The organism is Rhodococcus sp. EPR-157, from assembly GCF_001647195.1.
Taxonomy (GTDB): Bacteria; Actinomycetota; Actinomycetes; order Mycobacteriales; family Mycobacteriaceae; genus Rhodococcoides.
This window is the reverse complement of the sequence record NZ_LVCV01000031.1, coordinates 12,815-36,002: the sequence shown is the minus strand read 5'-3', so window position 1 is coordinate 36,002 and position 23,188 is coordinate 12,815. Positions and strand designations below refer to the sequence as shown.

The 23,188-nt window shown below is 63.9% G+C and carries 21 protein-coding genes, 1 tRNA gene and 1 pseudogene; 7 read left to right on the top strand and 16 right to left on the bottom strand.

The features are described 5' to 3' along the window. From A2J03_RS01335 to A2J03_RS01325, 3 genes are all read right to left on the bottom strand, one after another. The coding region (locus tag A2J03_RS01335) for a hypothetical protein (RefSeq protein ID WP_068368658.1) at positions 1-501 on the bottom strand (501 nt) is incomplete at its 3' end. Continuing rightward, on the bottom strand, positions 498-1,124 hold the full coding sequence (locus tag A2J03_RS01330) for a hypothetical protein (RefSeq protein WP_068368655.1): 627 nt from the start codon (positions 1,122-1,124) through the stop codon (positions 498-500). The genes A2J03_RS01330 and A2J03_RS01335, both read right to left, overlap by 4 nt. A 31-nt stretch (positions 1,125-1,155) precedes the next feature. Further along, positions 1,156-1,854 (bottom strand): TVP38/TMEM64 family protein, encoded by a 699-nt coding sequence (locus A2J03_RS01325; protein WP_082897513.1) that lies wholly within the window; start codon positions 1,852-1,854, stop codon positions 1,156-1,158. Positions 1,855-2,025: 171 nt separating this feature from the next. Between A2J03_RS01325 and A2J03_RS01320 the strand changes: the two genes are divergently transcribed. The 3 genes from A2J03_RS01320 to meaB are packed head-to-tail and all read left to right on the top strand — an operon-like array spanning position 2,026 to position 7,196. After that, positions 2,026-3,900, top strand: coding sequence for a methylmalonyl-CoA mutase family protein (locus A2J03_RS01320; protein WP_068368652.1), 1,875 nt, complete (start codon positions 2,026-2,028; stop codon positions 3,898-3,900). A gap of 2 nt (positions 3,901-3,902) precedes the next feature. Then, entirely contained in the window at positions 3,903-6,185 is a 2,283-nt protein-coding gene (gene scpA, locus A2J03_RS01315) for a methylmalonyl-CoA mutase (protein ID WP_068368649.1), read from the top strand. Between the two features lie 3 nt (positions 6,186-6,188). Continuing rightward, positions 6,189-7,196: a methylmalonyl Co-A mutase-associated GTPase MeaB gene (meaB, locus tag A2J03_RS01310; RefSeq protein WP_068368646.1), complete on the top strand. Its 1,008-nt coding sequence runs from the start codon at positions 6,189-6,191 to the stop codon at positions 7,194-7,196. Between the two features lie 7 nt (positions 7,197-7,203). Here the strand turns inward: meaB and A2J03_RS01305 are convergent, their stop codons facing one another. From A2J03_RS01305 to A2J03_RS01280, 6 genes are all read right to left on the bottom strand, one after another. Further along, on the bottom strand, positions 7,204-8,244 hold the full coding sequence (locus A2J03_RS01305; protein ID WP_197480552.1) for a nucleoside hydrolase: 1,041 nt from the start codon (positions 8,242-8,244) through the stop codon (positions 7,204-7,206). Continuing rightward, positions 8,244-9,509, bottom strand: coding sequence for a saccharopine dehydrogenase family protein (locus tag A2J03_RS01300; protein ID WP_068368640.1), 1,266 nt, complete (start codon positions 9,507-9,509; stop codon positions 8,244-8,246). Before A2J03_RS01300 ends, A2J03_RS01305 begins: the two co-directional genes overlap by 1 nt. 19 nt (positions 9,510-9,528) lie before the next feature. After that, the gene (locus A2J03_RS01295; protein ID WP_068368636.1) at positions 9,529-9,909 is read right to left on the bottom strand and encodes a DUF2784 domain-containing protein; all 381 of its coding nucleotides are present in this window, start codon (positions 9,907-9,909) and stop codon (positions 9,529-9,531) included. Positions 9,910-9,925: 16 nt separating this feature from the next. Beyond that, positions 9,926-11,422: a glutamate-cysteine ligase family protein gene (locus tag A2J03_RS01290; RefSeq protein ID WP_068368633.1), complete on the bottom strand. Its 1,497-nt coding sequence runs from the start codon at positions 11,420-11,422 to the stop codon at positions 9,926-9,928. A gap of 88 nt (positions 11,423-11,510) precedes the next feature. After that, positions 11,511-13,016, bottom strand: coding sequence for an SDR family NAD(P)-dependent oxidoreductase (locus A2J03_RS01285; RefSeq protein WP_068368670.1), 1,506 nt, complete (start codon positions 13,014-13,016; stop codon positions 11,511-11,513). 138 nt (positions 13,017-13,154) lie between these two features. Beyond that, a tRNA-Leu gene (locus A2J03_RS01280) sits at positions 13,155-13,243 on the bottom strand. A gap of 113 nt (positions 13,244-13,356) precedes the next feature. Here A2J03_RS01280 and A2J03_RS01275 point away from each other — a divergent pair. After that, on the top strand, positions 13,357-14,718 hold the full coding sequence (locus tag A2J03_RS01275) for a M20/M25/M40 family metallo-hydrolase (protein WP_068368630.1): 1,362 nt from the start codon (positions 13,357-13,359) through the stop codon (positions 14,716-14,718). Between the two features lie 16 nt (positions 14,719-14,734). After that, on the top strand, positions 14,735-15,262 hold the full coding sequence (locus A2J03_RS01270; protein ID WP_068368628.1) for a YbhB/YbcL family Raf kinase inhibitor-like protein: 528 nt from the start codon (positions 14,735-14,737) through the stop codon (positions 15,260-15,262). Between the two features lie 57 nt (positions 15,263-15,319). Here A2J03_RS01270 and A2J03_RS01265 read toward each other — a convergent pair whose 3' ends face one another. The 3 genes from A2J03_RS01265 to A2J03_RS01255 form a co-directional block, all read right to left on the bottom strand. Then, positions 15,320-16,387, bottom strand: a complete 1,068-nt coding sequence (locus tag A2J03_RS01265; protein WP_068368625.1) for a quinone-dependent dihydroorotate dehydrogenase — start codon at positions 16,385-16,387, stop codon at positions 15,320-15,322. A 12-nt stretch (positions 16,388-16,399) separates the two neighbouring features. Continuing rightward, positions 16,400-16,621 (bottom strand): DUF5703 family protein, encoded by a 222-nt coding sequence (locus A2J03_RS01260; protein ID WP_231912316.1) that lies wholly within the window; start codon positions 16,619-16,621, stop codon positions 16,400-16,402. Positions 16,622-16,715: 94 nt separating this feature from the next. After that, on the bottom strand, positions 16,716-17,744 hold the full coding sequence (locus A2J03_RS01255; RefSeq protein ID WP_068368620.1) for a hypothetical protein: 1,029 nt from the start codon (positions 17,742-17,744) through the stop codon (positions 16,716-16,718). 149 nt (positions 17,745-17,893) lie between these two features. On the opposite strand from A2J03_RS01255, the pseudogene A2J03_RS31980 reads away from it, so the two are divergent. Further along, positions 17,894-18,268 (top strand): annotated as a pseudogene (locus tag A2J03_RS31980) (hypothetical protein). Here the strand turns inward: A2J03_RS31980 and A2J03_RS01245 are convergent. From A2J03_RS01245 to A2J03_RS01230, 4 genes are all read right to left on the bottom strand, one after another. Continuing rightward, on the bottom strand, positions 18,265-19,095 hold the full coding sequence (locus A2J03_RS01245; RefSeq protein WP_068368618.1) for a heme ABC transporter ATP-binding protein: 831 nt from the start codon (positions 19,093-19,095) through the stop codon (positions 18,265-18,267). The pseudogene A2J03_RS31980 and the gene A2J03_RS01245 sit on opposite strands and share 4 nt — an antisense overlap. Further along, positions 19,086-20,132 (bottom strand): FecCD family ABC transporter permease, encoded by a 1,047-nt coding sequence (locus A2J03_RS01240; protein WP_068368667.1) that lies wholly within the window; start codon positions 20,130-20,132, stop codon positions 19,086-19,088. The genes A2J03_RS01245 and A2J03_RS01240 overlap by 10 nt, the downstream gene beginning before the upstream one ends. Further along, positions 20,132-21,148: a heme/hemin ABC transporter substrate-binding protein gene (locus A2J03_RS01235; RefSeq protein ID WP_156520131.1), complete on the bottom strand. Its 1,017-nt coding sequence runs from the start codon at positions 21,146-21,148 to the stop codon at positions 20,132-20,134. Before A2J03_RS01235 ends, A2J03_RS01240 begins: the two co-directional genes overlap by 1 nt. A gap of 61 nt (positions 21,149-21,209) precedes the next feature. Then, a complete protein-coding gene (locus tag A2J03_RS01230; protein WP_068368615.1) occupies positions 21,210-22,142 on the bottom strand; it encodes an aldo/keto reductase in 933 nt (310 codons plus the stop codon). Between the two features lie 201 nt (positions 22,143-22,343). On the opposite strand from A2J03_RS01230, the gene A2J03_RS01225 reads away from it, so the two are divergent. Further along, positions 22,344-23,186, top strand: a complete 843-nt coding sequence (locus tag A2J03_RS01225; protein ID WP_197480551.1) for an undecaprenyl-diphosphate phosphatase — start codon at positions 22,344-22,346, stop codon at positions 23,184-23,186. The last annotated feature ends 2 nt before the right edge of the window (positions 23,187-23,188 follow it).

Genomic DNA, 23,188 nt, shown 5'->3' with positions numbered 1-23,188 from the left:
CACGACGCTGGTGAACGTGCCGATGATGAATTGTTCGGAAGCCGACGTGGCGGCAGGGTGAGTAGGCACGGTGTGCGTTTCGGCGGCGCGTAGTTCCGGATAGCGCGCCAGCCCCTTGACGGCCAACACGATTGCAATGCCCTCGGGCCATCCCGCGAGGATCGACGCTGCGACGGCGGTCCGCTCCAGTACGCCGATCGTTCGACCGCCGTGAAGGGGCCCGGCCTGGCCGTCGGGTTCGGGCGTTCCGTCGCGGCGGGCGAGACGAAAGACCGCCGTCACGATCGCGGACCCGCCCGCCGCGGCTGCGACGACGGTCACGACGTAGGTCGTCGCCAAGGCGACGCCCTGCACACGGTCGGCTTGCAGCCCCGTGACGGCGGCGACACCCAGCAACGTCGCCGAGGCGAGTGCGGTGGTCCAGTGTGGGAGCGGTGGCCGGGACGGCACCATTGACAGAGCCGCGGCGAGCGCGAGCAGTACGAGGGTGGCTACTGTCATGGGTTCCCCGATTTCTGTGTGCAGACACCGATGTCGGTGAGCAAGTTGGTGGCCAGTCGTCGTCCGTCGGCCTCGATGCTCCACCTCGCCACCGACAGTCTTTGAGACATGGCTTGCTTGCTGATCCCCAGACGTTCGGCTGCGTGTGTCTGGGTGAGCCCGGCAGCCATCAAGTCTGCCGCCTCATGTCCCTGTTCCGTGCGGTCGGTGATGAGGAGCGCAACGAGTGCAAGCGCGGTTTCGGCGTCGCGGCATCGACTCGCACGATCTGCGTCGGCCGTGTTGATTGCGACGCCGCCGGGTGCGTTCTTGGCGCGGGTGACCGCCTCGCGTGCCGCTTCGAACGCTGCGCCGCGTCCTGCTCGGGTGGTTTTCGGTAAAGGTTCTTCGACCGCTCCGATTCCGATTCCCACACTCCAAGTTCCGAGTCGAACCAGTGTCAGTGCGATGTCGATCACAGTGCGGGCGCCCGTGGCCGAACCTTCGATCACAGCTTGAACCTCGTCGCCTGCGGTTCGGTCGAACGGCCGCAGGAGTGGAACGTCGCGCATCGAGTCGAGCAGCGCTTCCACGCGATCGACATCACGTCGACTTCGCCGCTGGTCGATGGTCATCACGAACATCCGACAAGGCTATGGAGTTGACAAAGAGATGTCAACTCTTATGGCTTGACTTTTCCAGGTCAAGCTTCGAGGGCTGACCCGATCGTTCGCGGCGCGTGATCGAGAGCCGCCAGTCGATCACGAGTCCGATAACACCCAGGGCGATGCACGAACCGGACAGCGCGAGCATCAACGGATCCGCGTTTCCGCCCAGGGCATCACCGAGGACGACGATGCCCACGGTTCCTGGTACGACGCCGACCGCCGTCGCAACGGCGAACGGTGCGAGACGAATCGACGACACTCCACAGCAATAGTTCACGACCGAGAACGGGACGGGGGCAATCAGCCGCAATGACCCCACTGCCAGCCATCCTCGCCTTGCGAGGCTGTCGTCGATCATCCGAGCGGCGGGGTGGGTCATTCTGGTCGCGAACCATTCTCTTCCGACGACACGGACCATCACCAGCGCCAACACCGCACTGACGGTCGAGGCGCCGACGGTCACAGCGAGACCGGTGACCGGACCGAACAGCACGCCTGCGGCCAGTGTGAACAGTGTGCGGGGAATCGGTGCCACGGTCGCAATTGCGTGGACCGCGAAGAACGCGAGGGGAAACGCCGGACCGATCGAAACGGACCACTCGCGCATCTGCTCGATCGAGGGATGTGGGGCGAGAATTCCCGCCAGTGCGAGGGCCAGGATGAGTACGACGAGGCCGATCAGCCGTGGATCTCGAAAGCGCCTCATCACATCCACCGACACTACCGGCGTGCACCGAAGTGGTGAACGCCACGAAACCACCTCCCGTGCAAACGTGAGGTGATCCTCACGATAGTGTCGGAGCAATCGCGGTTAACATCACAGAAGTCGCAATTTGTCGATCGACCGAAAGTCGATTGAGTCGAGGGAGCATTCACCGTGTCCGTTGCTTCACAAGAAGATGCTTCACAAGAGGACGCCTCACGAAGCGCGTATGCAGCGTGGCAGAAGGCGGTCGCCGGGGTTCTCGCGAAGTCGCGGAGAGTCGACATCGAGGATCTCCCGAGTGATCCGGAGCATTTGCTCGACACCACTACGTACGACGGGGTCACCATCCACCCCCTCTACGGCTCATTGGACGAACAGCCCGAGGCTCCACTGCCCGGCGCGTTCCCGTACGTTCGCGGCCGCGATGCAACACGTGACGTGAACGCCGGTTGGAAGGTCAGTGCGCGCTTCGGTGCCGGACAGTCCGATCCCGAGGCCGTCAATCGGTCGATCCTCGACGGCTTGAACAACGGCGTCAGTGCTCTCTGGCTCTGCATCGGCGAATCCGATCTTTCCGTCGGGGGAATCCAGCGTGCACTGAGCGAGGTTCTGTTCGACCTCGTACCGATCGTCGTCGATGCCGGGGCGGAGACGGTCGATGCTGCCGATGCCCTCTTGGCAGCGCTCGATGCCGCCGATGGCGTCGACCGCTCCGCGATCGACATCCGACTCGGTGCGGCGACGCTGACGTCGAAGTTCTCCGGTCGAAGGGCGCCCTCGCTCGACGCCGTCGTCGCACTTGCGCGTCAGTCGATCGAGCGACCCGAACGGGTGCGTGCGATCACCGTCGACGGCACGGTCTTCCACAATGCGGGTGCGAGTGACACACAGGAAATTGGCGCAGCTGTTGCCGCAGGGTTGGAATACCTCCGCGCGTTGACGTCGGCCGGTACGACCGCCGCTCAGGCACTGAGCCAGCTCGAATTTCGGTTCGCTGCAACCGATGATCAGTTTCAGACGATCGCCAAGTTCCGGGCAGCGCGCATGGTGTGGGCGCGGGTGGCCCAGGTGGTCGGTGCGCCGACCTTCGGAGGTGCACCGCAGCACGCGGTCACGTCGGAAGCGATGATGGCGCAACGTGATCCATGGGTGAACATGCTTCGCACGACTCTCGCCGCATTCGGTGCGGGCATCGGTGGAGCCGACGCAGTCACCGTCCTTCCGTTCGACGTGGCTCTCGATGGGGGAGCCGCGGGTGTGTCGAAGACGTTCTCGGCGCGCATCGCTCGGAACACACAGCTGCTGTTGCTCGAAGAATCGCATCTGGGTCGCGTACTCGATCCCGGCGCCGGATCGTGGTACATCGAGCAGCTCACGGACCAATTGGCCGAGACGGCATGGAAGTTCACCCAGGAGATCGAGGCCGACGGTGGATACCTTGCTGCACTGGACTCGGGGTCGCTCGCTGCCTCGATCGCAGCGGTCAAGACGGCACGCGATTCGGACATCGCGCACCGGCGCACACCGCTTACCGGGGTGAACGAATTCCCGAATCTCGCCGAAGCGCCACTGCCTCCCAGTACGAAGAGCTCCGTCGTGCACCGATACGGCGCAGCATTCGAGGCGCTGCGGGACCGGTCCGATGCATACCTCGCCGAGCACGACGTCAGGCCATTGGTGCTGCTTGCGCCGATCGGCTCGGTTGCAGAGCACAACATCCGAACGACCTTCGCGGCCAATCTTCTTGCGTCGGGCGGAATTCATACCGAGAACCCGGGTCCGCTGACCACCGAATCCATTGCGGGTGCCGTCACAGCCTCGGGCGCGCGAATCGCCGTCCTGTGTGGAACCGACAAGCGGTATGCGGCCGAAGCGGGGGCCGCAGTTGTTGCGCTACGCCGAGCCGGAATCGAGCGAGTCCTTCTCGCCGGGTCCGACAAGGTCTTCGTCGATATCGCAGGTCCCGAGCGGCCCGACGATTTCCTGACCGCCCAGGTCGACGCCGTCGCCGTCCTGACCGATCTTCTCGAATCCCTTGGAGCCTGACGATGACTACTCATGACTCCCGGACGTCACACGTCATCGGCAGTTTCGCGGATGTGCCGCTGAAGGACCCGCACACTCCGACGCCGACGGCACCGACCGCAGCGGACGTCGCGGCCCATATCGAGGCGGGCGCGGCGGCGAACAACTACACCGCCGAGCAGGTGGTCTGGTCCACGCCGGAAGGCATCGACGTCAAGCCGGTGTTCACCAAGGCGGACCGCGACGAAGCCGAGGCCGAAGGCTATCCAGTCGCCAGCTACCCTGGCGCTCCGCCGTTCGTGCGCGGGCCGTATCCGACGATGTACGTCAACCAGCCGTGGACGATCCGTCAGTACGCCGGATTCTCGACCGCGGCCGAGTCGAATGCGTTCTACCGGCGGAATCTCGCTGCCGGGCAGAAGGGCCTGTCGGTCGCGTTCGACCTCGCGACGCACCGCGGCTACGACTCGGATCATCCGCGCGTACAGGGTGACGTCGGAATGGCTGGCGTCGCCATCGATTCCATCTATGACATGCGGCAGCTGTTCGACGGTATCGACCTGGGCAGTGTGTCGGTGTCGATGACCATGAACGGTGCGGTGCTGCCGATCCTGGCTCTGTATGTCGCCGCCGCGCAGGAGCAGGGTGTCGGTCCCGAGAAGCTGGCGGGGACGATTCAGAACGACATCCTCAAAGAGTTCATGGTGCGCAACACCTACATCTATCCGCCGAAGCCGTCGATGCGGATCATTTCCGACATCTTCGCGTACACCAGCTCCGAGATGCCCAAGTACAACTCGATCTCGATATCGGGGTACCACATCCAGGAAGCCGGAGCCACAGCCGATCTGGAGCTGGCGTACACCCTCGCAGACGGTGTGGAGTACATTCGCGCCGGCCTCGACGCAGGCATGGACATCGATACGTTCGCTCCGCGCCTGTCGTTCTTCTGGGCCATCGGAATGAACTTCTTCATGGAGGTGGCAAAGCTTCGCGCCGGTCGTCTTCTCTGGTCCGAGCTGGTACAGAAGTTCGAACCGAAGAGTGCGAAATCGCTTTCGCTACGGACACATTCACAGACATCGGGCTGGTCGCTGACCGCGCAGGACGTGTTCAACAACGTCGCTCGGACCTGTGTCGAAGCGATGGCGGCAACTCAGGGACACACACAGTCACTGCACACCAACGCGCTCGACGAAGCACTTGCACTGCCGACCGACTTCTCTGCCCGCATCGCGCGCAACACGCAGTTGCTGATCCAGCAGGAGTCCAACACGGTGCGCCCGATCGATCCGTGGGGCGGATCGCACTACGTGGAGTGGCTTACCCATCAGCTGGCCAATCGCGCACGTGCACACATCGAAGAGGTCGAGGCAGCAGGAGGCATGGCTCAAGCGATCGGGGAGGGGATTCCCAAACTCCGCATCGAAGAAGCCGCCGCACGCACTCAGGCACGTATCGACTCGGGCCGGCAGCCACTCGTCGGCGTCAACAAGTACGTGCCGGACGAGCCCGACACCATCGAGGTTCTCAAGGTCGAGAACTCCAAGGTGCGACGCGAGCAGATCGAGAAGCTGGAGCGGTTGCGGGCCGAACGCGACACCGAAGCAGTCGAGGCGGCTCTGGCGAACCTGACCCGCGCGGCCGCATCGACCGAGTCCGGTATGGAGAACAACCTGCTCCATCTTGCGATCGACGCCGCACGCAAGATGGCCACCGTCGGGGAGATTTCCGACGCGCTGGAGAAGGTGTACGGGCGCCATCAGGCCGAAATTCGGACAATCAGTGGTGTGTACCGCGACGAAGCAGGCAAAGCGAAGAACCTGACCCGAGCGACCGAGTTGGTCGAGCAGTTCGCCGAGGACGAAGGACGACGCCCACGCGTACTGGTCTGCAAGATGGGCCAGGACGGTCACGACCGTGGACAGAAGGTCATTGCGACCGCGTTCGCGGACATCGGATTCGATGTCGACGTCGGCCCGCTGTTCCAGACGCCGGAGGAAGTCGCCCGCCAGGCAGCGGACAACGACGTTCACGTCGTCGGAGTCTCCTCGCTGGCAGCCGGTCACCTGACCTTGGTTCCCGCCTTGCGTGAAGCACTCGCAGCCGTGGATCGCCCCGACATCATGATCGTCGTCGGCGGCGTCATCCCGCCGGGAGACTTCGACGAGCTGTACGAGGCGGGCGCCGCGGCGATTTTCCCACCGGGGACGGTCATCGCCGACGCAGCTATCGGGCTGGTCCAGAAGTTGTCGGAGCAACTCGGACACGGTCCGAGTACGGACACCCACGAGGCATCCGCGTAAAGAATGACTGCTCCGAAGAAGCCAGCAGGCCGGAACATCGACATCGACGCCGTGGCTGCGTCCGTGTTGGCCAACGAGCGATCTGGGTTGGCCCGCGCGATCACGCTGGTCGAGTCGAGTCGTACCGACCATCGTGACCTAGCGCAGCAACTGTTGCTGAAGTTGCTGCCGAAGGCTGGTGGGTCGCACCGTGTCGGGATCACCGGCGTTCCCGGCGTCGGTAAGTCGACGTTCATCGACGCGCTCGGCATGTACCTGATCGACAAGGGGCACAAGGTCGCGGTGTTGGCCGTCGACCCCTCCTCGACTAGGACAGGTGGATCGATCCTGGGCGACAAGACGCGCATGGCGAACTTGGCTGTCCAGAAAGACGCGTACATTCGACCGTCGCCCACGTCGGGCACCCTCGGGGGAGTCGCTCGGGCAACGCGCGAGACGATCGTGCTGCTCGAGGCAGCGGGATTCGACGTCATCCTCGTCGAGACAGTCGGTGTCGGGCAGTCCGAGGTGACTGTTGCGAACATGGTGGACTGCTTTGCTTTTCTCACTCTGGCGCGTACGGGTGATCAGTTGCAGGGCATCAAGAAGGGCGTTCTGGAACTCGCCGATCTGGTCTCCGTCAACAAAGCCGACGGCAAGCACGCGGTAGAGGCGAAGGGTGCAGCGCGCGAACTCGCCGGTGCTCTACGCATGATCTATCCGCACGACGCGATCTGGCAGCCGCCGGTTCTGACGATGAGTGCGCTGGAAAAGACCGGGATGGACGAGTTCTGGGACACCGTGCTCAGACATCGGCAAGTGTTGACCGATGCAGGCGAGTTCGCCGAGAAGCGTCGTACGCAACAGGTCGACTGGACGTGGACGATGGTCAACGATCAGCTTCTGCGTCGACTCGCGCAGAACCCCGCTGTGAAAGCCGTCCGATCGAGCGTCGAACGCCGTGTCCGCGACGGTTCGCTGACCGCTGCTTTGGGAGCTCAGGAATTGCTCGATGCGTTCGATGGGGCTTAGGGAGTAATCAGTACAGACGGGACGCGAGGGCTCCGACCCGTTCGATGAGGTCGTCGAAGAAGGCCGCGGGGTCGGTAGCGGTTGCGACCACTGCGTTGCGGGGACGCCCCCACATTCCGCGCCAGTCCGCGACCGTCGTTCCACGAGTCAACGTTCCGTTCAGCTCGACGTCCACCGTCGCCGGACGGACTGTCGCGATACCAGGATTCAGTGCGACGGCCGCGGCGAACGGATCGTGCATGTGTGCGAGGAATCCCTGGTCGTGGTCGCGATGAAACTCCATGTAGAACCGCACGGCGTCGGAGAAGTGGCGGACGAGCGGATTGGACGCGGTCGACCTCGTCGTCGACGAATCGGTCGCCGACACGATTTCGGCGGGAGTACTTCCGGCGCGGGCGGCCAGCTGCGCGACGTGCGCGGGAGTCATTTCGATGGTCTCGGTGACGTCGAGCGGGCAGATGATCGGTAGCCGGCCGTGTGGCAGGCCCGAGAATGCCGCGAACACCTCCGCTGCTGCTTCCGGATCGACGGCGATGTTCCATTCACTGGTCGGCGTCGTGTTTCCTGGATGCTGGAACGCGCCACCCATCACCACCAGTCGCTTCAGCAGCTGCGGTAGAGCTGGCTCGATCCGAATTGCCGTCGCCAGATTCGTCAGCGGTCCGGTCACGAGCCCAGTGATCTCACCCGGCCGTTCACGGGCCAACTCAACCCACGCGGTGGCCGCGTCGCGTTCGGACATCGCGCGGGCGGAACGCGGCAGTTCGGCGTACCCGATACCTTGCGGCCCGTGCGTGTCCTCGGTAGTCATCAGCGGAGCGACCAGGGGTGTCTGTGCGCCGAGGGTGACCTCGATATCGCCGGCTCGGCACAGATCGAGCCACGCCAGGTTGTTGGCGGCAACCTGGTTCACCGGCACGTTGCCCGCGGTGGCCGCGATCGACACGATCTCGGCCTCGGGACTGGCCAGCAGGTAGAGCAGAGCGAGCGAGTCGTCGATTCCGGTGTCGACGTCGACGATCAGGGGCACCGAGGCTGGATCGTCGATCAAACTTTCTTGGCCCAGATCTCGAAACCGGCGGCGCGGAGCCGTGTCACCAAGGCATCACCGATCCCAGTGGCCGGGGTGAGAACGCCTGCAGCGTCGGGCAACTCACTTCGGTTGTGCACCAATGCCAGCGCAGACTCACCGAGCATCACCGACGTCGCCTTGTAACCGGGATCGCCGGTGGCCTTCACCCTCGACCGGTAGTGCGCACCCGAGGTCGTCGTCGTGTACAGGTCCATGGTGAAGTGCCCGCTGTCCTGTGCTTTGGGACTTGGACCCTCGCCCGGCTTGGGCAGCACGCGATCGAGAATCTTCTTCGGCAACACGGTCATGCCGACGACTACCGCGCCGAGGCCCGCTGACACAGCACCGGCGATGACGGGCGATGCAATGGAAGAACCGACGGACATTACTTCCCGGTAACGAAATTCCTTGCCGTAGGCCCACTCTCGCAGAGCATTGCTACGCCTGACGACGCGCGTGTTGTACGACGCCATGACGAACGGCGCCTTCCAGCCGCGTACGCCCGGAGCGATGTCCTTACCGTTGACAAGTGCGACGTCGGACTGGCGACCCAGATCCGGTTCGAGCGACCGATCGGGGCTCAGGGAGTAGGGCCGTGCGGCGAGGCGGCGCAGCTTGCCATCCTTCTTGACCTCGTCGATCTGGGTTCGCAACGAATCGATGGTGCCGCCGCTCACCCCGCCGCGCATCGCGCTGACGACGAGTGTGGTGTCGGTGAGTTCGCCCGCTCCGTCGTCGGTGACGGCCGAGTACAGCACGTGCACACCGATATCCGACGGAATCGAATCGAAACCGCACGAGTGGACGATCCTGGCACCGGTGCTCCGAGCGATCTCGTGATTGGCGTCGATGCTCTTTCTGGCGAAGAGCACCTCACCGGTGAGGTCGACGTAGTCGGTGCCGGATTCTGCGCACACCGTGGTCAGCGGCAAGCCGTACTTCGCGTACGGGCCGACAGTGGTGATCACGACGCGCGTGCTGACGGCCAGTGCGCGGAGCGAGTCGATGTCGCTCGCATCGGCCTCGACGAGCGGCCACTGCGCGGCACCGGCGGGTAGTGCCTTTCTGGCGGCCTCCAGCCGCGTCAGCGACCGACCGGCGAGAGCGACTTTCGTGTTCGCGGGCGCATGCTCCGCCAGATACGCCGCCGTGAGACGACCGACGAACCCGGTGGCGCCGTACACCACGATGTCGTAGTCACGTTGCGTGGGAGTGCTGTCGGTCGGATCGGTCGAAGTCATATACGGACACTAACGCGTATCACTTCGTGAGTCGAAGAACCGAGCGTGAGCGCGCGCGGATCACGAAGAATCCGGCCCAGGAGAGCGCGACAGCGCACGCTGCAGTGAGTCGTACGGCGGCGAGCGCACTGTCGGGGTAGATCACTCCGGTGAGGTAATAATCGATGAACCCGGTCGACGGAAGTGCGGCTCCGCCGGCATGTTGACGCGCCCAGTTCTCCAGTGAGGTCAGCGGGCAGTCGATACCGACGACGATGGATGCGAAACCCCATGCGGCCGCACACGCGTGCAGAAGGATCGTTCGCGGCCACCGCCACGCAACGAACCCACCGACGACGACGTACACGATGAATGCCAGGTGCAGCACCATCGTCACGTCCGCGAGCGCTCGATACAGCATGACCGAATCGTATGCCTCAGAACGACCACGTGTGCACTGGTCGGCCCTCGTGCATCAGGGTGAGGTAGTCGGCCAGCATGCCTGCCAGAGCGGACTCGCGGTCGTCTCCTGCGCGTTCCCGGGCGACGACGGCATCGCGTTGCCACACCGAGCCGGATCTCTTGCTCAGGCACCGGCCTTCGATCACACCCAGGTATCGATCTCGCACCGAGCTCTCGACGCCGTAGGCAGCGAGTCCGGCGTCGGCCATCGGGAGCAAGCGGCGGAGCACCAGTTCCTGGGGGCTCACCCATCCCACCTCCGGCCAGTAGAGACGAGAGCCGAAGCCGGTCCGGGCCGCGGAGTGGAGGTTCTCGACGGCTGCGTCGTAGGTCATCTGGGTCCACAGTGGTCGGTCGGCATCGGCGAGCGTGCGAACCGTGCCGTAGTAGAACGCAGCGTCGGCCAGTGTGTCGACGATCGAGGGCCCGGCCGGGAGCACCCGGTTCTCCAGCCGCAGATGATGGCTGCCACCGGAGCGGTCGTAGATCGGCCGATTCCAGCGGTAGACCGTCCCGTTGTGCATCCTGAGCTCCGACAGATCGGGCGTACCTCCTTCGGCGAGTACCGCTTTCGGATCCTCGTCGCTGCACACGGGAAGGAGAGCGGGGAAGTAGCGGGAGTTCTCCTCGAACAGGTCGAAGATCGACGTGATCCATCGTTCGCCGAACCACACCCGAGGCCGGACGCCTTGATTCTTGAGTTCCTGAGGCCTGGTGTCCGTCGCTTGTTCGAACAGCGGAATCCGTGTTTCGTGCCACAGAGCACGGCCGGCGAAGAACGGTGAGTTCGCGGCGAGAGCAACCTGCACGCCGGCAAGTGCCTGTGCCGCATTCCAATAGGAGGCGAACTCGTCCGGAGCCACCTGCAGGTGCAACTGCACCGACGTGCACGCGGCCTCCGGGAGAATGGTGTCGGTGATCGTCGACAGCTCCTCCGCTGCTTCGGCTCCCGGCAGAGCCACACCGCTGATCTGGAGTTCGATGTCCTCGCCGCGGGCAGCGAAGATCTGCTGGTTCAAGAGGTCGTAGCGTGGGTTGGCCGACAGCCATCGATGTTCGAAGTGCTCTTCGGACAGTGTGGGGAGCATTCCGATCATCGCCAGGCGGCTGCCGGACTCACGTGCGCGCGTGTCGGCAGCGTTCAGAGACTTCCTGAGGTCGTCCTCGAGTTCTCGAACGCTGGTACCTCGCAGCGGTCGCGGCGCGACGTTGATCTCGATGTTGAACTGTCCGAGTTCGGTTTGGTAATCGGGATCGGCAATGGCGTCGAGTACCTTCGCGTTCGCCATCGACGGGGCCATCTTCTCGTCGACGAGGTTGAGTTCGACTTCCATCCCGATCCTGGGTTCGCCGATCTCGAACGTCTCGTCTGCCAACATGATCGCGAGTGCGTCCAGACAGTCCTGCACCTTCTGCCTGAATCGGTGCCTGTCCTGCCGAGAGAATTTCCGCTGTTCGACGTCGTCGCCCATCTCTGCCCCACCGTTTCTCGCCCGACGTTCACCCAGGAAGTGAAGGTATATCCGGCAGTATTACAGGGCAAACGCCGCGTAAAGGCGGTTACCAGGGTGACGGGGAAAAGTCCTTGAGGAATTGACCGTGGACGTCGACGCCGAGTTCGCCCTGGACGATGGGATCGTAGACACGCGCAGCACCGTCGACCAGGTCGAGGGGAGCGTGGAATCCCTCGCCTGCGAGACGCATCTTCGTCGGATGTGGACGTTCGTCGGTGATCCACCCCGTGTCCACCGCACTCATGAGGATGCCGCTCTCCAGCATCTCTTTCGCACTCGTCCGGGTCAGCATGTTCAGTGCTGCCTTCGCCATATTGGTGTGCGGATGTCCAGGCCCCTTGTACGCCCGGCTGAACTGACCTTCCATTGCGGAAACGTTGACGACGTACTTGCGTCTGGCCGGCGACGCTTCCATCGCGGCGCGGAGTCGGGACACGAGAATGAACGGCGCGACCGAATTGCACAGCTGCACTTCGAGTAGCTCCACAGGATCGACCTGCTCGACGGTGTGAATCCAGCTGTTCGTATCGGCTAGGTCGGGGACCAATCCGCCCGCATCGATTGCGATTCCCTTCTCGATGCGTTCGGCAGTTGCCGAACCTGCAAGCAGCGCAAGGGAACTCACTGCCTCGGCCGAGAGAGCTTCGCCTGAGACTGCGCCGGTGTCGGAATGGGGCAGGGAACTCGCGAGCGATGCCGGATGGGCTTCGCTGGTCTTGCCGAACGTGATGACATCGGGCCGAGCGCCCGACGGCAGTGCTTCGGATTCGGCGTCGATCAACGCGCTGTAGGACCCGGGGGAGCGCTTGACTGTTTGCGCGGCATTGTTGATGAGGATGTCGAGCGGTCCTTCGGCTGCGACGGAGTCCGCAAGGGCTACGACCTGCGCCGGGTCGCGCAGGTCGATGCCGACGATTCGTAGACGGTGCAACCAGGTGTCGCTGTCGTCCATGGCGGAGAATCTGCGGATTGCGTCGCCCGGAAACCGTGTCGTGATGGTCGTGTGTGCACCGTCGCGCAATAGCCGAAGTGCGATGTACATTCCGATTTTCGCGCGGCCTCCGGTGAGCAAGGCCCGTCGACCCGACAGGTCCGTTCGGGCATCACGCTTACTTCGATTGAGTTCCGCGCAGTCGGGGCACAGTTGGTGGTAGAACGCGTCGACGAGGGTGTAGCGCTGCTTGCAGATGTAGCAGGGCCTTGCGCGAATCAAAGTCCCCGCGTACTCACCCGACGTCCGTGTCGTCAGCGACAGTCCTGCAGTTTCGTCGTCGATCCGATTGGGCGACCCCGTTGCGGTCGACTCGACGACTGCTCGATCCGCATCGGACTTCGCGTTTCGCGCCGCGATTCGCCGTGATCGTTTGAGGTCCTTGAACAGCTGCCCCGACGCTCGTTGAACGACAATCGAATCAGGATGGTTCTTGTCGAGGGCGCCTGCCAGTTTCAGCACTCGCAGGCACGTGTCCAGATCGGCCGAATCGATGCCGGCCGAATCCCCGTCGGTTGAAGCCCCGTCGGTTGAATCCCCGTCGTACTGAGGATCGGTCATCGGTTCGTCCTTCCAGGCGGTCACACAACCGGTCGTGCACGACCGGGCTCACACAACGAGCTAGGCCCCGATTCCAAAGGAACCGGGGCCTAGGTCGTCTGTCTCAACTCAGAACTTGCGGATCGAAGTTTCGATCTCTGGTGTCCGAGGGGGGACTTGAACCCCCACGTCCGTTAATAGGACACTAGCACCTCAAGCTAGCGCGTCTGCCATTCCGCCACTCGGACCAGTTGCACACCTGCTCGCTGCGTGCTGGACAAAGATATACGACGCGTACCCGATCGCCCAAATCCGCACGTCAGTTCATCGGAAGGACTGCCATGGGTGGTAGGAAAGTGGGGTGTCTTCCGTCGAGAACTCCCCGAACGACCGTGTCCGTACGACTGCTCTCGACGAGGTCGTCGATCTCGTCAGCGCCCTGATCCGATTCGACACCTCGAACACCGGAGAGCTGGAGACCACCAAGGGTGAGAAGGAGTGCGCCGAGTGGGTGGCGCTCAAGCTCCAGGAGGTCGGATACGAGACCGAGTACGTCGAATCCGGCGCTCCGGGACGAGGCAACGTCTTCGCGACTCTGGCTGGTGCCGATCCGACTCGCGGAACGCTCCTGATCCACGGTCATCTCGACGTCGTGCCCGCCGAGCCCGCGGACTGGAGCGTGCATCCGTTCTCCGGCGCCGTCGAGGGCGGGTACGTGTGGGGCCGCGGGGCCGTGGACATGAAGGACATGGTCGGCATGGCACTGGCGCTGGCGCGCCAGTTCAAGTCGAACGGAACCGTCCCGCCGCGCACCATCATCTTCGCGTTCCTCGCCGACGAGGAGAACGGGGGGAGGTGGGGATCGCAGTGGCTGGTGCAGAATCGTCCCGACCTGTTCGAGGGTGTGACAGAGGCCGTCGGTGAAGTGGGCGGGTTCTCGTTGACCGTCGCGCGGCCGGATGGAACCGAGAAGCGTCTCTACATGGTGGAAACTGCCGAGAAGGGTCTCGGCTGGATGAAGCTCACTGCCAAGGCTCGCGCCGGACACGGATCCTTTCTGCACGACGAGAACGCCGTGACCTATCTTGCCGAGGCGGTCGCGAAGTTGGGCAACCACACGTTCCCGCTGGTCATTTCTGATTCGGTCGCAGAATTCCTGGGCGCGGTGGCGGAGGAAACCGGTCTGGATTTCGACCCGGCCTCACCAGACCTCGACGGAACCCTGCAGAAACTCGGAAGCATCGCGCGAATCGTCGGAGCAACTCTGAGGGACACCGCGAACCCGACGATGCTCCAGGCCGGCTACAAGGCGAACGTCATTCCGCAGTCTGCCGAGGCGGTGGTGGATTGCCGTGTCGTTCCGGGTCGGCAGGCGGAGTTCGAACGCGAGGTCGACGAGCTGATCGGCCCCAACGTCGAACGTGAGTGGATCACCAAGCTCGATTCCTACGAGACCACGTTCGACGGTCATCTCGTCGACGCGATGAACGACGCCGTCCTCGCACACGACAAGAACGGTCGTACCGTTCCGTACATGTTGTCCGGTGGCACGGACGCCAAGGCATTCGCGAAATTGGGGATCAGGTGCTTCGGGTTCGCTCCACTCAAACTCCCGCCCGAGCTGGACTTCGCAGCACTGTTCCACGGCGTAGACGAGCGTGTTCCGGTCAGTTCGCTCGAGTTCGGTACACAGGTGTTGGAACACTTTCTGCTGCACAGCTGATTCGAAAGGAATTCTCTTGACATACGACCCATACGCCGCCCTGCCTGATCTACCTTCGTTCGAGTTGACGTCCGAGGACATCACCGAGGGCTCGACTCTCGGCCTCCAGCAGGTCAGCGGGATCATGGGCGCAGGCGGACACGACAATTCGCCGCAGCTCTCCTGGTCCGGCTTCCCCGCGGAGACGAAGAGCTTCGCACTGAGCGTCTACGACCCCGATGCGCCGACGGCGTCCGGATTCTGGCACTGGGCGGTCGCGAACATTCCCGTGTCCACCACCTCGCTGGTCGCCGGTGCGGGCGACGACGGGGGCACCGGAATCCCCATCAGCGCGGTGACGCTGAAGAACGATGCAGGGCTGTTTCGTTACATCGGCGCAGCTCCGCCTGCAGGGCACGGACCGCACCGGTACATCGTCGCGGTGCACGCAGTCGACGTGGAGCGACTCGAAGTCGACGAAACGGCGACGCCGGCATTTCTCGGGTTCAACCTGTTCTCCCATGCCATCGCGCGCGCGACGTTGACGGGTGTGTACGAAGCCTGACCAGCACAGCACCGAGGCCGTACGAGGGTTCACGCCCGAGTACGGCCTCGGTGCGTTTCAGCGGTTCTCGGAGCCGACAGCGTCGGTCAACGAGGCAAATCCCGCGGCCCGCGCGCGCTGCGCAATGCCTCTGTTGAGCGAGCGCATCCAGAACGGGCCACCGTAGATGAACCCCGTGTATCCCTGAACCAGTGAGGCACCTGCGGTGATTCTCTGCCACGCCTGGTCGGCAGTCTCGATACCGCCGACCGAGATCAGTGCGATCTGCGCACCGACTCGTCCGTAGAGCCGTCGTAGCACCTCGAGCGATCGGTCGGCGAGCGGTGCTCCCGACAGGCCGCCCATTCCTGCCTCGTCGACGACGGCGGCAGGTGTGCGGAGGCCAGACCGACCGATCGTCGTGTTGGTAGCGACGATTCCGGCGAGCCCGAGTTCGACGGCCAGGTCCGCTACAGCGTCGATGTCCTCGTCCGACAGGTCGGGTGCAATCTTCACCAACACAGGCACGGACGACACCGCGAGCACCGCAGACAGGATGGGGCGCAGGGACTCCACGGCCTGTAGGTCACGCAGCCCGGGGGTGTTGGGTGAGCTGACGTTCACGACGAGGAAGTCTGCGAGCGGTCCGAGGAGCGTTGCGCTCGCGGTGTAGTCGGCGGCGGCCTCCGCGGCAGGCGTCACCTTGGTCTTGCCGATGTTGGCACCGATCGGAATCCCACCTCGACGAGTGCGCAGAACATTGGCAGCTGCCCCTGCACCGTGATTGTTGAACCCCATTCTGTTCACCAGTGCCCGGTCGTCGGGGAGCCGAGACAGTCGCGGCTGCGGATTGCCAGGCTGTGCCTGTGCGGTGACGGTCCCGATTTCGGCGAAGCCGAAGCCGAGAGCGCCCCAGGTGTCGACTCCATCGGCGTTCTTGTCGAAGCCGGCGGCCAGCCCGACCGGGTTGGGAAATTCGATCCCGAACACAGTGCTTTTCAACACTGGATCGTCCACGACGAGCAGCCGAACCAGCAACGACCGAAGCGGTGGAAATGCTGCCACTGCACGCATCGATCGAAACGCGATGTGATGGATCCGTTCCGGTGAGATCAGGAACATCAGTCGAAGCAATGCCTGGTACAAGATCCTTCTCTCCTACTTGATTCCCGGCTCCGGGATGTGATGGTTGGTCTTCTTCCGTTTGAGCAGAACCTTGCGACTTCCATCGGTATAGAGCCGAACACGGGACAGTTCCCAGCCGCCGAACTCGGCCTGGATCGCCAACCGCATGGACGCGGTCACCCTGGTCACATCAGGCGGAAGCCGAAGCGGGACGTACTCCCAGTCCTCGGAAGCGGACTCCCATTCGGCTGGCATTCGGTTTCGCGTGCTGTTGTTCTTCGACACCGTGGCCTCTCGCATCTTCTCGCGTGCTCGTGCTCGTGCTCGTGCACATGCTCGCCGATCGAAGTCAGATTCTCTCGCCCGGAGCAACCTTCTGGAGACCTTCGCCGACCGCCGAACCTACGTAGAGATCACCGGTCTCCGAATCGACAGCGATCGAGTCCGGCTGCCTCACCGTGGAGAACCTGCCTGCTTCGACCGGAATTCCAGTGTCCAGCGTGTATCCGACCACCTCGTTGTCTCCCGGAGTGCTCACCCACACGATGTCGGACTTGTCATCGTAAGTCAGCGCCCATGGTTGCGTGCCGACTGGAAAGCGCTGCCGCAGGAGCAAGTCCTCGGACGAGTACACGAGAAGCTCACTTCCGGCCGCGTCGGTGACGAGGATCCGCCCGTACTCGTCGGTGTCCACCCGGGCTGCACCCGTACCTGCGCGCAACGCCAAACCGAGTGATCCGCCGTCGATGTCGATCTTTGTCAGTGAAGTTTGGTTGCGATCCAACGCGGCGAGGCCGTACCGAGTCGAGGCCAAGGCGTCGACCGACGAGAGTCCGGTGATGGTCTGTGATTCGTTCGTCTCGGTGTCGATGATGTGAATGGTCCCACTGTCGTCGCCAGTGGCGACCCGGCCGTCCTGAAGTCGTGCAGCACTGAGCAGAGTCCCGTCCACCGGCACCGTCTCTACCTCCGAGCTGCGGAGATCCACTATCGCCAATTCGCCGTCCATCGGAAGCAGGAGCGATCCGTCTCCCGTTGGGACGATATCGGCGGGCGCGGCGGGGAGCGTCACGCTACGCGGTTGGGCGTCGATGTCGTCGGCGTCGAACATCAGGAGCGTCGTCCGGGAGTCATCGAGAGCGACAACAGAGCGCGTGCTCGCATCGAATGTGGTGAAATGCAGTCCGGAGGGGAACGCAGTCACCGAACCACTCGGGGGAGTGGACAATTGCGGGGAATCGACTCCCGCCAACGGTTCGACACTGACCGAGTCGGGTTCGTCGGGAGAACTGTTGTCGGAGCATCCGGCCAGCAGCACACACGCCGATGCGGAAGCTACCGCGACGACAGTTCGCCACGGGGTACGTCGGTCTTTCATGGATCCGCCAGTTCCTTGATCGTTCTGATTCGCTTCGATGGTTACTCCAGCCTGCCTGATCGGTCCGACGGAGACGGCGCCGGAGTACTTGATCGGAAATGGGCCATAACAGCGGTAACGTATTCACGGGGAAACAACGAGGAGTTCAGTTGGTTGCCGAGGAAAGATACAGCGCGGTCCCGACGGGGCTGAAGTTCGACGTCGAGCAGGTCACCACCGGCGCACAAGCGAGTGGGTTCGGCAGCACCGAAGACAACCGACCGTTCGCCTTCCGCGTCTACAAGAGCACTCTCTACCTCGAGATCTATCGGGCCGACCTCCCGACGCCGGTCCCGGACAAGTCGGATGTGACAGCAGTCTCCGAGCAATCGGTCACCTAGATCGACCTCACGGACGAGCGGAGCATCGTCGCGGCCGTTCGAGATGCCGTCAGCAACGCCGACGATCTGAGCGCTGGACCGAAGGAATCGTCTGCCGTGCGTTCGTTTCTCGAACGTGTCGGATCTGTCTTCGAGAGCATCTAGTCGTCTCGCACGGGTAGCACGAGCAATCCCCCGGTCCGGGGATGGTCGAGCACTTCCACGCGGTGGTTGTACACCCGCGTCAACAGGTCGGCGTCGAGCACCTGCCGAGGAGGACCGAGCGCATCGAGGGATCCGTTGTCGAGTATGGCAATTCTGTCCGCGTACGCAGCGGCAAGCCCTAGATCGTGCAGGACGACGACCACCGCGTCCCCGTGTGCAGCGCGTGCCCGCGCCACTGCCATGACCGCTTCCTGATGGCCGAGATCGAGCGCTGCGGTCGGTTCGTCCAACAGCAGGGTCGAGGTTCGTTGTGCAAGCACGCGAGCCAGTGACACCCTGGCGCGTTCGCCTCCGGACAGGCTCGCGAACGGGCGATCCGCGAACACTGCCACATCGCACTCGTCCATCGCGGCTGCCACCGCGTCGTCGTCGTCATCGGCGAATTCGGTTCCCTGCCACGGGGAGCGGCCCATTCGGATCACCTGCTCGGCGGTGAACGAGAAGCCGACCGTGTGTTGCTGGGGAAGAACTGCTCGCCGGCGGGCCACGCGTACATCCGCCCACTCGTGTAGCGGACGACCGTGCAACGCGACTGCGCCGGCGTGAGCCCGAAGCTCACCGGCGAGTACTGCAAGCAAGGTCGACTTACCTGCTCCGTTCGGTCCGACCAGTGCGAGTACCTCTCCCGCCACGATATCGAGGTCGATCCTGCCCAGAATTTTCCGACCGGATCGAACGGCATCCACGCTCCGCAGGCTCATGGTCACCGAGCCGTCGGTGATCGGCTCGAGCGAGTCGGGGGTTCGCCTGAACGGGTTCATGCCCATCCGCCTTGTTTCGCGCGCGTGCGACGCAGCATCCAGAAGAAGAACGGCGCACCGAGGAGGGACGTGATCATTCCGAGGGGCATGTCCACGTTGTCCACCATGCTGCGCGCCAGAAGGTCCGACGCGAGGAGCACCACCGCACCGCACAATGCGCTGGCCGGAACGAGGGTGCGGTGTGCCGGTCCGAGCAGCATCCGCATGAGGTGCGGCACCACGAGCCCGACGAACAAAATGATGCCGGTGAAGGCGACCGAGGATGCAACCAGTATCGCGACGACGACGATGGCAATCTGACGAAGACCTTCGACGTTCACACCGAGGTGCCGAGCGACGTTTTCGCCGAGTGCAAGTAGATCGAGGCGCCGCGACAGGGCGACCGATGCCGCGATTCCCACGGCAGCGAGTGGAGTGACCACCGACACGGCCTGCCAGGTGGCGCCGGCAAGGGATCCCAACTGCCAGAACACGATCTGATCCCGTGCAGCCGGTGATGCGATGAACGTGAACAGCGCGATCAATCCGCCTGCGAACGCGTTGATCGCAACACCCGTCAGGATCAGCGTGACGACCTCGGTACGGCCACCACCGCGGGCGAGAACATAGACGGCGACGGTCGTGATCAGTCCGCCGAGAAACGCAGCCGTCGCCACCGACCACACACCTGCGAACGCGCCGCCGAGCACGAAGACCGAGGACGCCCCCACTGCTGCACCCGAAGAGACTCCGATGATGCCCGGCTCGGCGAGAGGATTCGCGAACACGCCTTGCAGTAGTGCGCCAGCGCACCCCAAGCTTGCACCGACTACCGCACCGAGGGCTATCCGCGGGAACCTGACCTGCCACAACGTGACCTCACCGCTCGGATGCGCGGGCATGGGCCCGATGTCGAGGCCGATCCGGTGGAGCACGCTACCCACGACCTCCCACGGAGTCGTCGGAACCTGGCCGACGCACGCCGAGAACACCGCGAGGCCGAGACCGAGCACGACAAGGGCAGCAAACACCGACACCGTGCGTGACCGCCCGTCGATCGACATCACTGCGCAGGGTCGTAGACGGCTCTGGCCAGGGCATCGAGAACCTTGCCGGTATTGGGTCCGAAACTCAGTACGACTCCGTCCGCCATGTCGACCACCCGCTCGGACTGTCCGGCCGGAGTCTGCGCGATTCCTGGAACCTGTTCGAGGCCGGCGATCCCGCCGATCGATTCCAAGCCACCGGTCATCATCAGAATGACGTCGGGAGCTGCCGCGATGAGAGCCTCACTGGTGATCGCCACGAACTGTTGAGTTACCCCGGACGCGGTACCGGCATCGGTGGCCCCGAGCGCCTCGATGAGAGCGTCTGCGCCCGATCCTGGACCGGCCAGCATCTTGATAGCGGACCCGCGCATGTAGAGGAACGCGATCTTCAATGGTTCGCCGTCCGTCGGCGCCAGTGCGCGTGCAGCGGCGATCTCGGACATCGTTCGTTCGGCGAGTCGATCACCCTGTTCCGGTACACCGAGTGCGGCGGCGACGGCCTCGATCTGGCCTGCCACACCGTCCATCGAACGTGTCGGGTCGAAGTAGACGACGGCGATTCCGGCCGCGCGCAGTTGATCCTGGACTCCTCGGGGTCCGATGCTGGTGTCGGTGAGTACGACTGTCGGATCGAGCGCGAGGATTCCCTCCGCGCTGAGTGAGTGTCCGGTCGGTGTGACATCGGTGACGTCGGCGACCGCGGGAAACGATGCAGAGGTGTCGCGCCCGACGAGGTTGTCTCCGAGACCGAGCGCGTAGACCGTCGTCGTGAGCGTTCCGTATTGATCTGCCGCAACGATCCTGCTGGTGTCGGTGATCGTGACGTCGACGCCGTCGAAGCTACGCACCGTCGCAGGCAGGGACGGCGTCGGTGCCGATTCGATAGGTTCTGGATCGGGATCGCTGATCTCCGCGGTCCGTGGACCGACGACCGAGTCGGTTGCTGCAACCTCAGGACCGGAGCAGGCGACGAGGGCACAGATCGTCGTCACAGCGATCGAGGCCACCGCGATCCTCGTGAGAAAAGTCATGCGACGCGTTGACTCTCGGGCTTCTTCGACGTCCACGGAGACAAGGTTAGCCTGTGCAGGGTCAGCTGCTGACGTCGTCCAAAGCAGCGGCGATGGCAGGCGGCAATTCCAGATCCTCCGAGACGAGAATGCCGGTCAGCTGGGCCAGATCGCGCGCGCCGACGATAGCCGACGCGACACCAGGGCGGTCGCGAGCCCACGCCAGCGCGACGGTGAGCGGGGATGTCTTCAGCCCGCTGGCGGCCGTGAAAGCGGCATCGACGACGTTGACTGCGGTGTCGGTGAGGTATCCCGCAATCGCGTCCGCGTGTGCATCGTCCGCGCCACGCGAGTCGGCGGGCGTGCCCTGGCTGTACTTGCCGGTGAGAACGCCACCTGCCAAGGGCACCGCGGCAAGAACTCCCACGCCATGGTGCCGAGCAGCCGGAAGAAGCTCGTCTTCCACGCCGCGCGCCAACAGCGAGTATTCGGCCTGCGTGGCGACGATCCGGCCGGAGCCGGCTGCGCCCGCCGCCGTCGCCAGCTGCCAGCCGAGGTATCCGCGCGCTCCGACGTAGCGCACCTTCCCGCTGGTGACTGCGTAGTCGAGCGTCGCCGCAACCTCCTCGACCGGGGTGTATTGATCCCAGGTACCGATCTGCCACAGATCGAGGTAGTCGGTTCCGAGCTCGCGGAGTGTTGTCTCGAGCTGGTCGAGGAGCGCCCGCCTCGAACAATCGATGCGGTACCTGCCCTTGGATGTAGTGATCCCAGCGGAGCCGCTCACGATCAACTCACGGCGGGGCACGACGTCGTCGAGGACTTCGGCCAGTACCCGTTGCGCGCGGCCATCGCCGTACGACGGGGAGGTGTCGACGAGGGTGCCTCCGGCCTCGGCGAATGCCGACAGCTGCGCTGCGGCGTCGTCGCCGTCGGTCCCGCTGCCCCAACCGAGTGTGCCGAGACCGAGACGCGACACGCGCAGGCCGCTGGAGCCGACAGATCTCTGCTTCATGGTATTCGAGGATTCCTCACGTTTTTTCGGGCCACGCATTTTTCGGGCGCAGTGGCACCAGGTGAGCACAGTAGTGCGCGAGAGGCGGTCGTGCGAGCCTGCCGCGCCGCGCACCGAGAGTCTCGGCCGATACCGCCCGCGCCCGCCGGGTACGGTCGTGGCCGTGAATTATGTAGACGGCGCCTCGGCGGTGCGGCAGTGATCGGCGAATCGATGACCTGGGTACAGGCGATCATCCTCGGTGCGGTGCAGGGCTTGACCGAGTTCCTGCCCATTTCATCGTCCGGCCATCTGCGCATCGTGTCGGAAGTGTTCTTCGGTGACGATGCCGGTGCGTCGTTCACGGCGGTGAGTCAACTCGGGACCGAGGCAGCCGTGCTGCTGTTCTTCTGGCGGGACATCGTGCGGATCGTGCGTGCGTGGTTCGCCGGTCTGCTCGACAAGTCGAAGCGAGAACTCGACTATCGATTGGGCTGGTATGTGATCATCGCCACCATTCCCATCGGCATTCTCGGGTTCCTGTTCAAGGATCAGATCCGAACCGGCGCACGAAACTTGTGGCTCATCGCCACGATGCTCATCGTGTTCGCCATCGTCATCGCCGTCGCCGAGTACGTCGGAGCCAAACGCAGGCCGATCGAGAAGATCACCACGAAGGACGGCCTGATCATGGGAGCCGCGCAGTGCCTGGCATTGATTCCCGGGGTATCTCGTTCCGGCGCGACGACGAGCGCAGGCCTGTTCATGGGCCTGGAACGCGAGGCCGCAGTGCGATTCTCGTTCCTGTTGGCGATTCCGGCGGTCACCGCATCGGGTCTGTTCTCGCTTCCCGACGCGTTCGAGCCGGCCGGAGAAGGCCTGAACGCATCAGGCGCTCAACTCGTCGTCGCGACGATCATCGCGTTCGCACTCGGCTACGCGTCGATCGCCTGGCTGCTGAAGTTCGTCGCGAATCACTCGCTGTACTGGTTCGTCGGGTACCGGATCGTGCTCGGTGCCGGAGTGATGGCGCTGCTGGCCGCGGGAGTCGTCTCGGCTACGTGACC

Excerpts from the sequence above, each read along its gene's own strand:
- A2J03_RS01260 (WP_231912316.1), bottom strand. The coding sequence starts at position 16,621 with ATGCCAGCCGAATGGGAGTCCGCTTCCGAGGACTGGGAGTACGTCCCG.
- A2J03_RS01245 (WP_068368618.1), bottom strand. The coding sequence starts at position 19,095 with ATGGGCATGAACCCGTTCAGGCGAACCCCCGACTCGCTCGAGCCGATC.
- A2J03_RS01300 (WP_068368640.1), bottom strand. The coding sequence starts at position 9,509 with ATGACTTCGACCGATCCGACCGACAGCACTCCCACGCAACGTGACTAC.
- A2J03_RS01330 (WP_068368655.1), bottom strand. The coding sequence starts at position 1,124 with ATGTTCGTGATGACCATCGACCAGCGGCGAAGTCGACGTGATGTCGAT.
- A2J03_RS01325 (WP_082897513.1), bottom strand. The coding sequence starts at position 1,854 with ATGAGGCGCTTTCGAGATCCACGGCTGATCGGCCTCGTCGTACTCATC.
- A2J03_RS01285 (WP_068368670.1), bottom strand. The coding sequence starts at position 13,016 with ATGACCGATCCTCAGTACGACGGGGATTCAACCGACGGGGCTTCAACC.
- scpA (WP_068368649.1), top strand. The coding sequence starts at position 3,903 with ATGACTACTCATGACTCCCGGACGTCACACGTCATCGGCAGTTTCGCG.
- A2J03_RS01290 (WP_068368633.1), bottom strand. The coding sequence starts at position 11,422 with ATGGGCGACGACGTCGAACAGCGGAAATTCTCTCGGCAGGACAGGCAC.
- A2J03_RS01235 (WP_156520131.1), bottom strand. The coding sequence starts at position 21,148 with ATGACTTTTCTCACGAGGATCGCGGTGGCCTCGATCGCTGTGACGACG.
- meaB (WP_068368646.1), top strand. The coding sequence starts at position 6,189 with ATGACTGCTCCGAAGAAGCCAGCAGGCCGGAACATCGACATCGACGCC.
- A2J03_RS01230 (WP_068368615.1), bottom strand. The coding sequence starts at position 22,142 with ATGAAGCAGAGATCTGTCGGCTCCAGCGGCCTGCGCGTGTCGCGTCTC.
- A2J03_RS01255 (WP_068368620.1), bottom strand. The coding sequence starts at position 17,744 with ATGAAAGACCGACGTACCCCGTGGCGAACTGTCGTCGCGGTAGCTTCC.
- A2J03_RS01295 (WP_068368636.1), bottom strand. The coding sequence starts at position 9,909 with ATGCTGTATCGAGCGCTCGCGGACGTGACGATGGTGCTGCACCTGGCA.
- A2J03_RS01240 (WP_068368667.1), bottom strand. The coding sequence starts at position 20,132 with ATGTCGATCGACGGGCGGTCACGCACGGTGTCGGTGTTTGCTGCCCTT.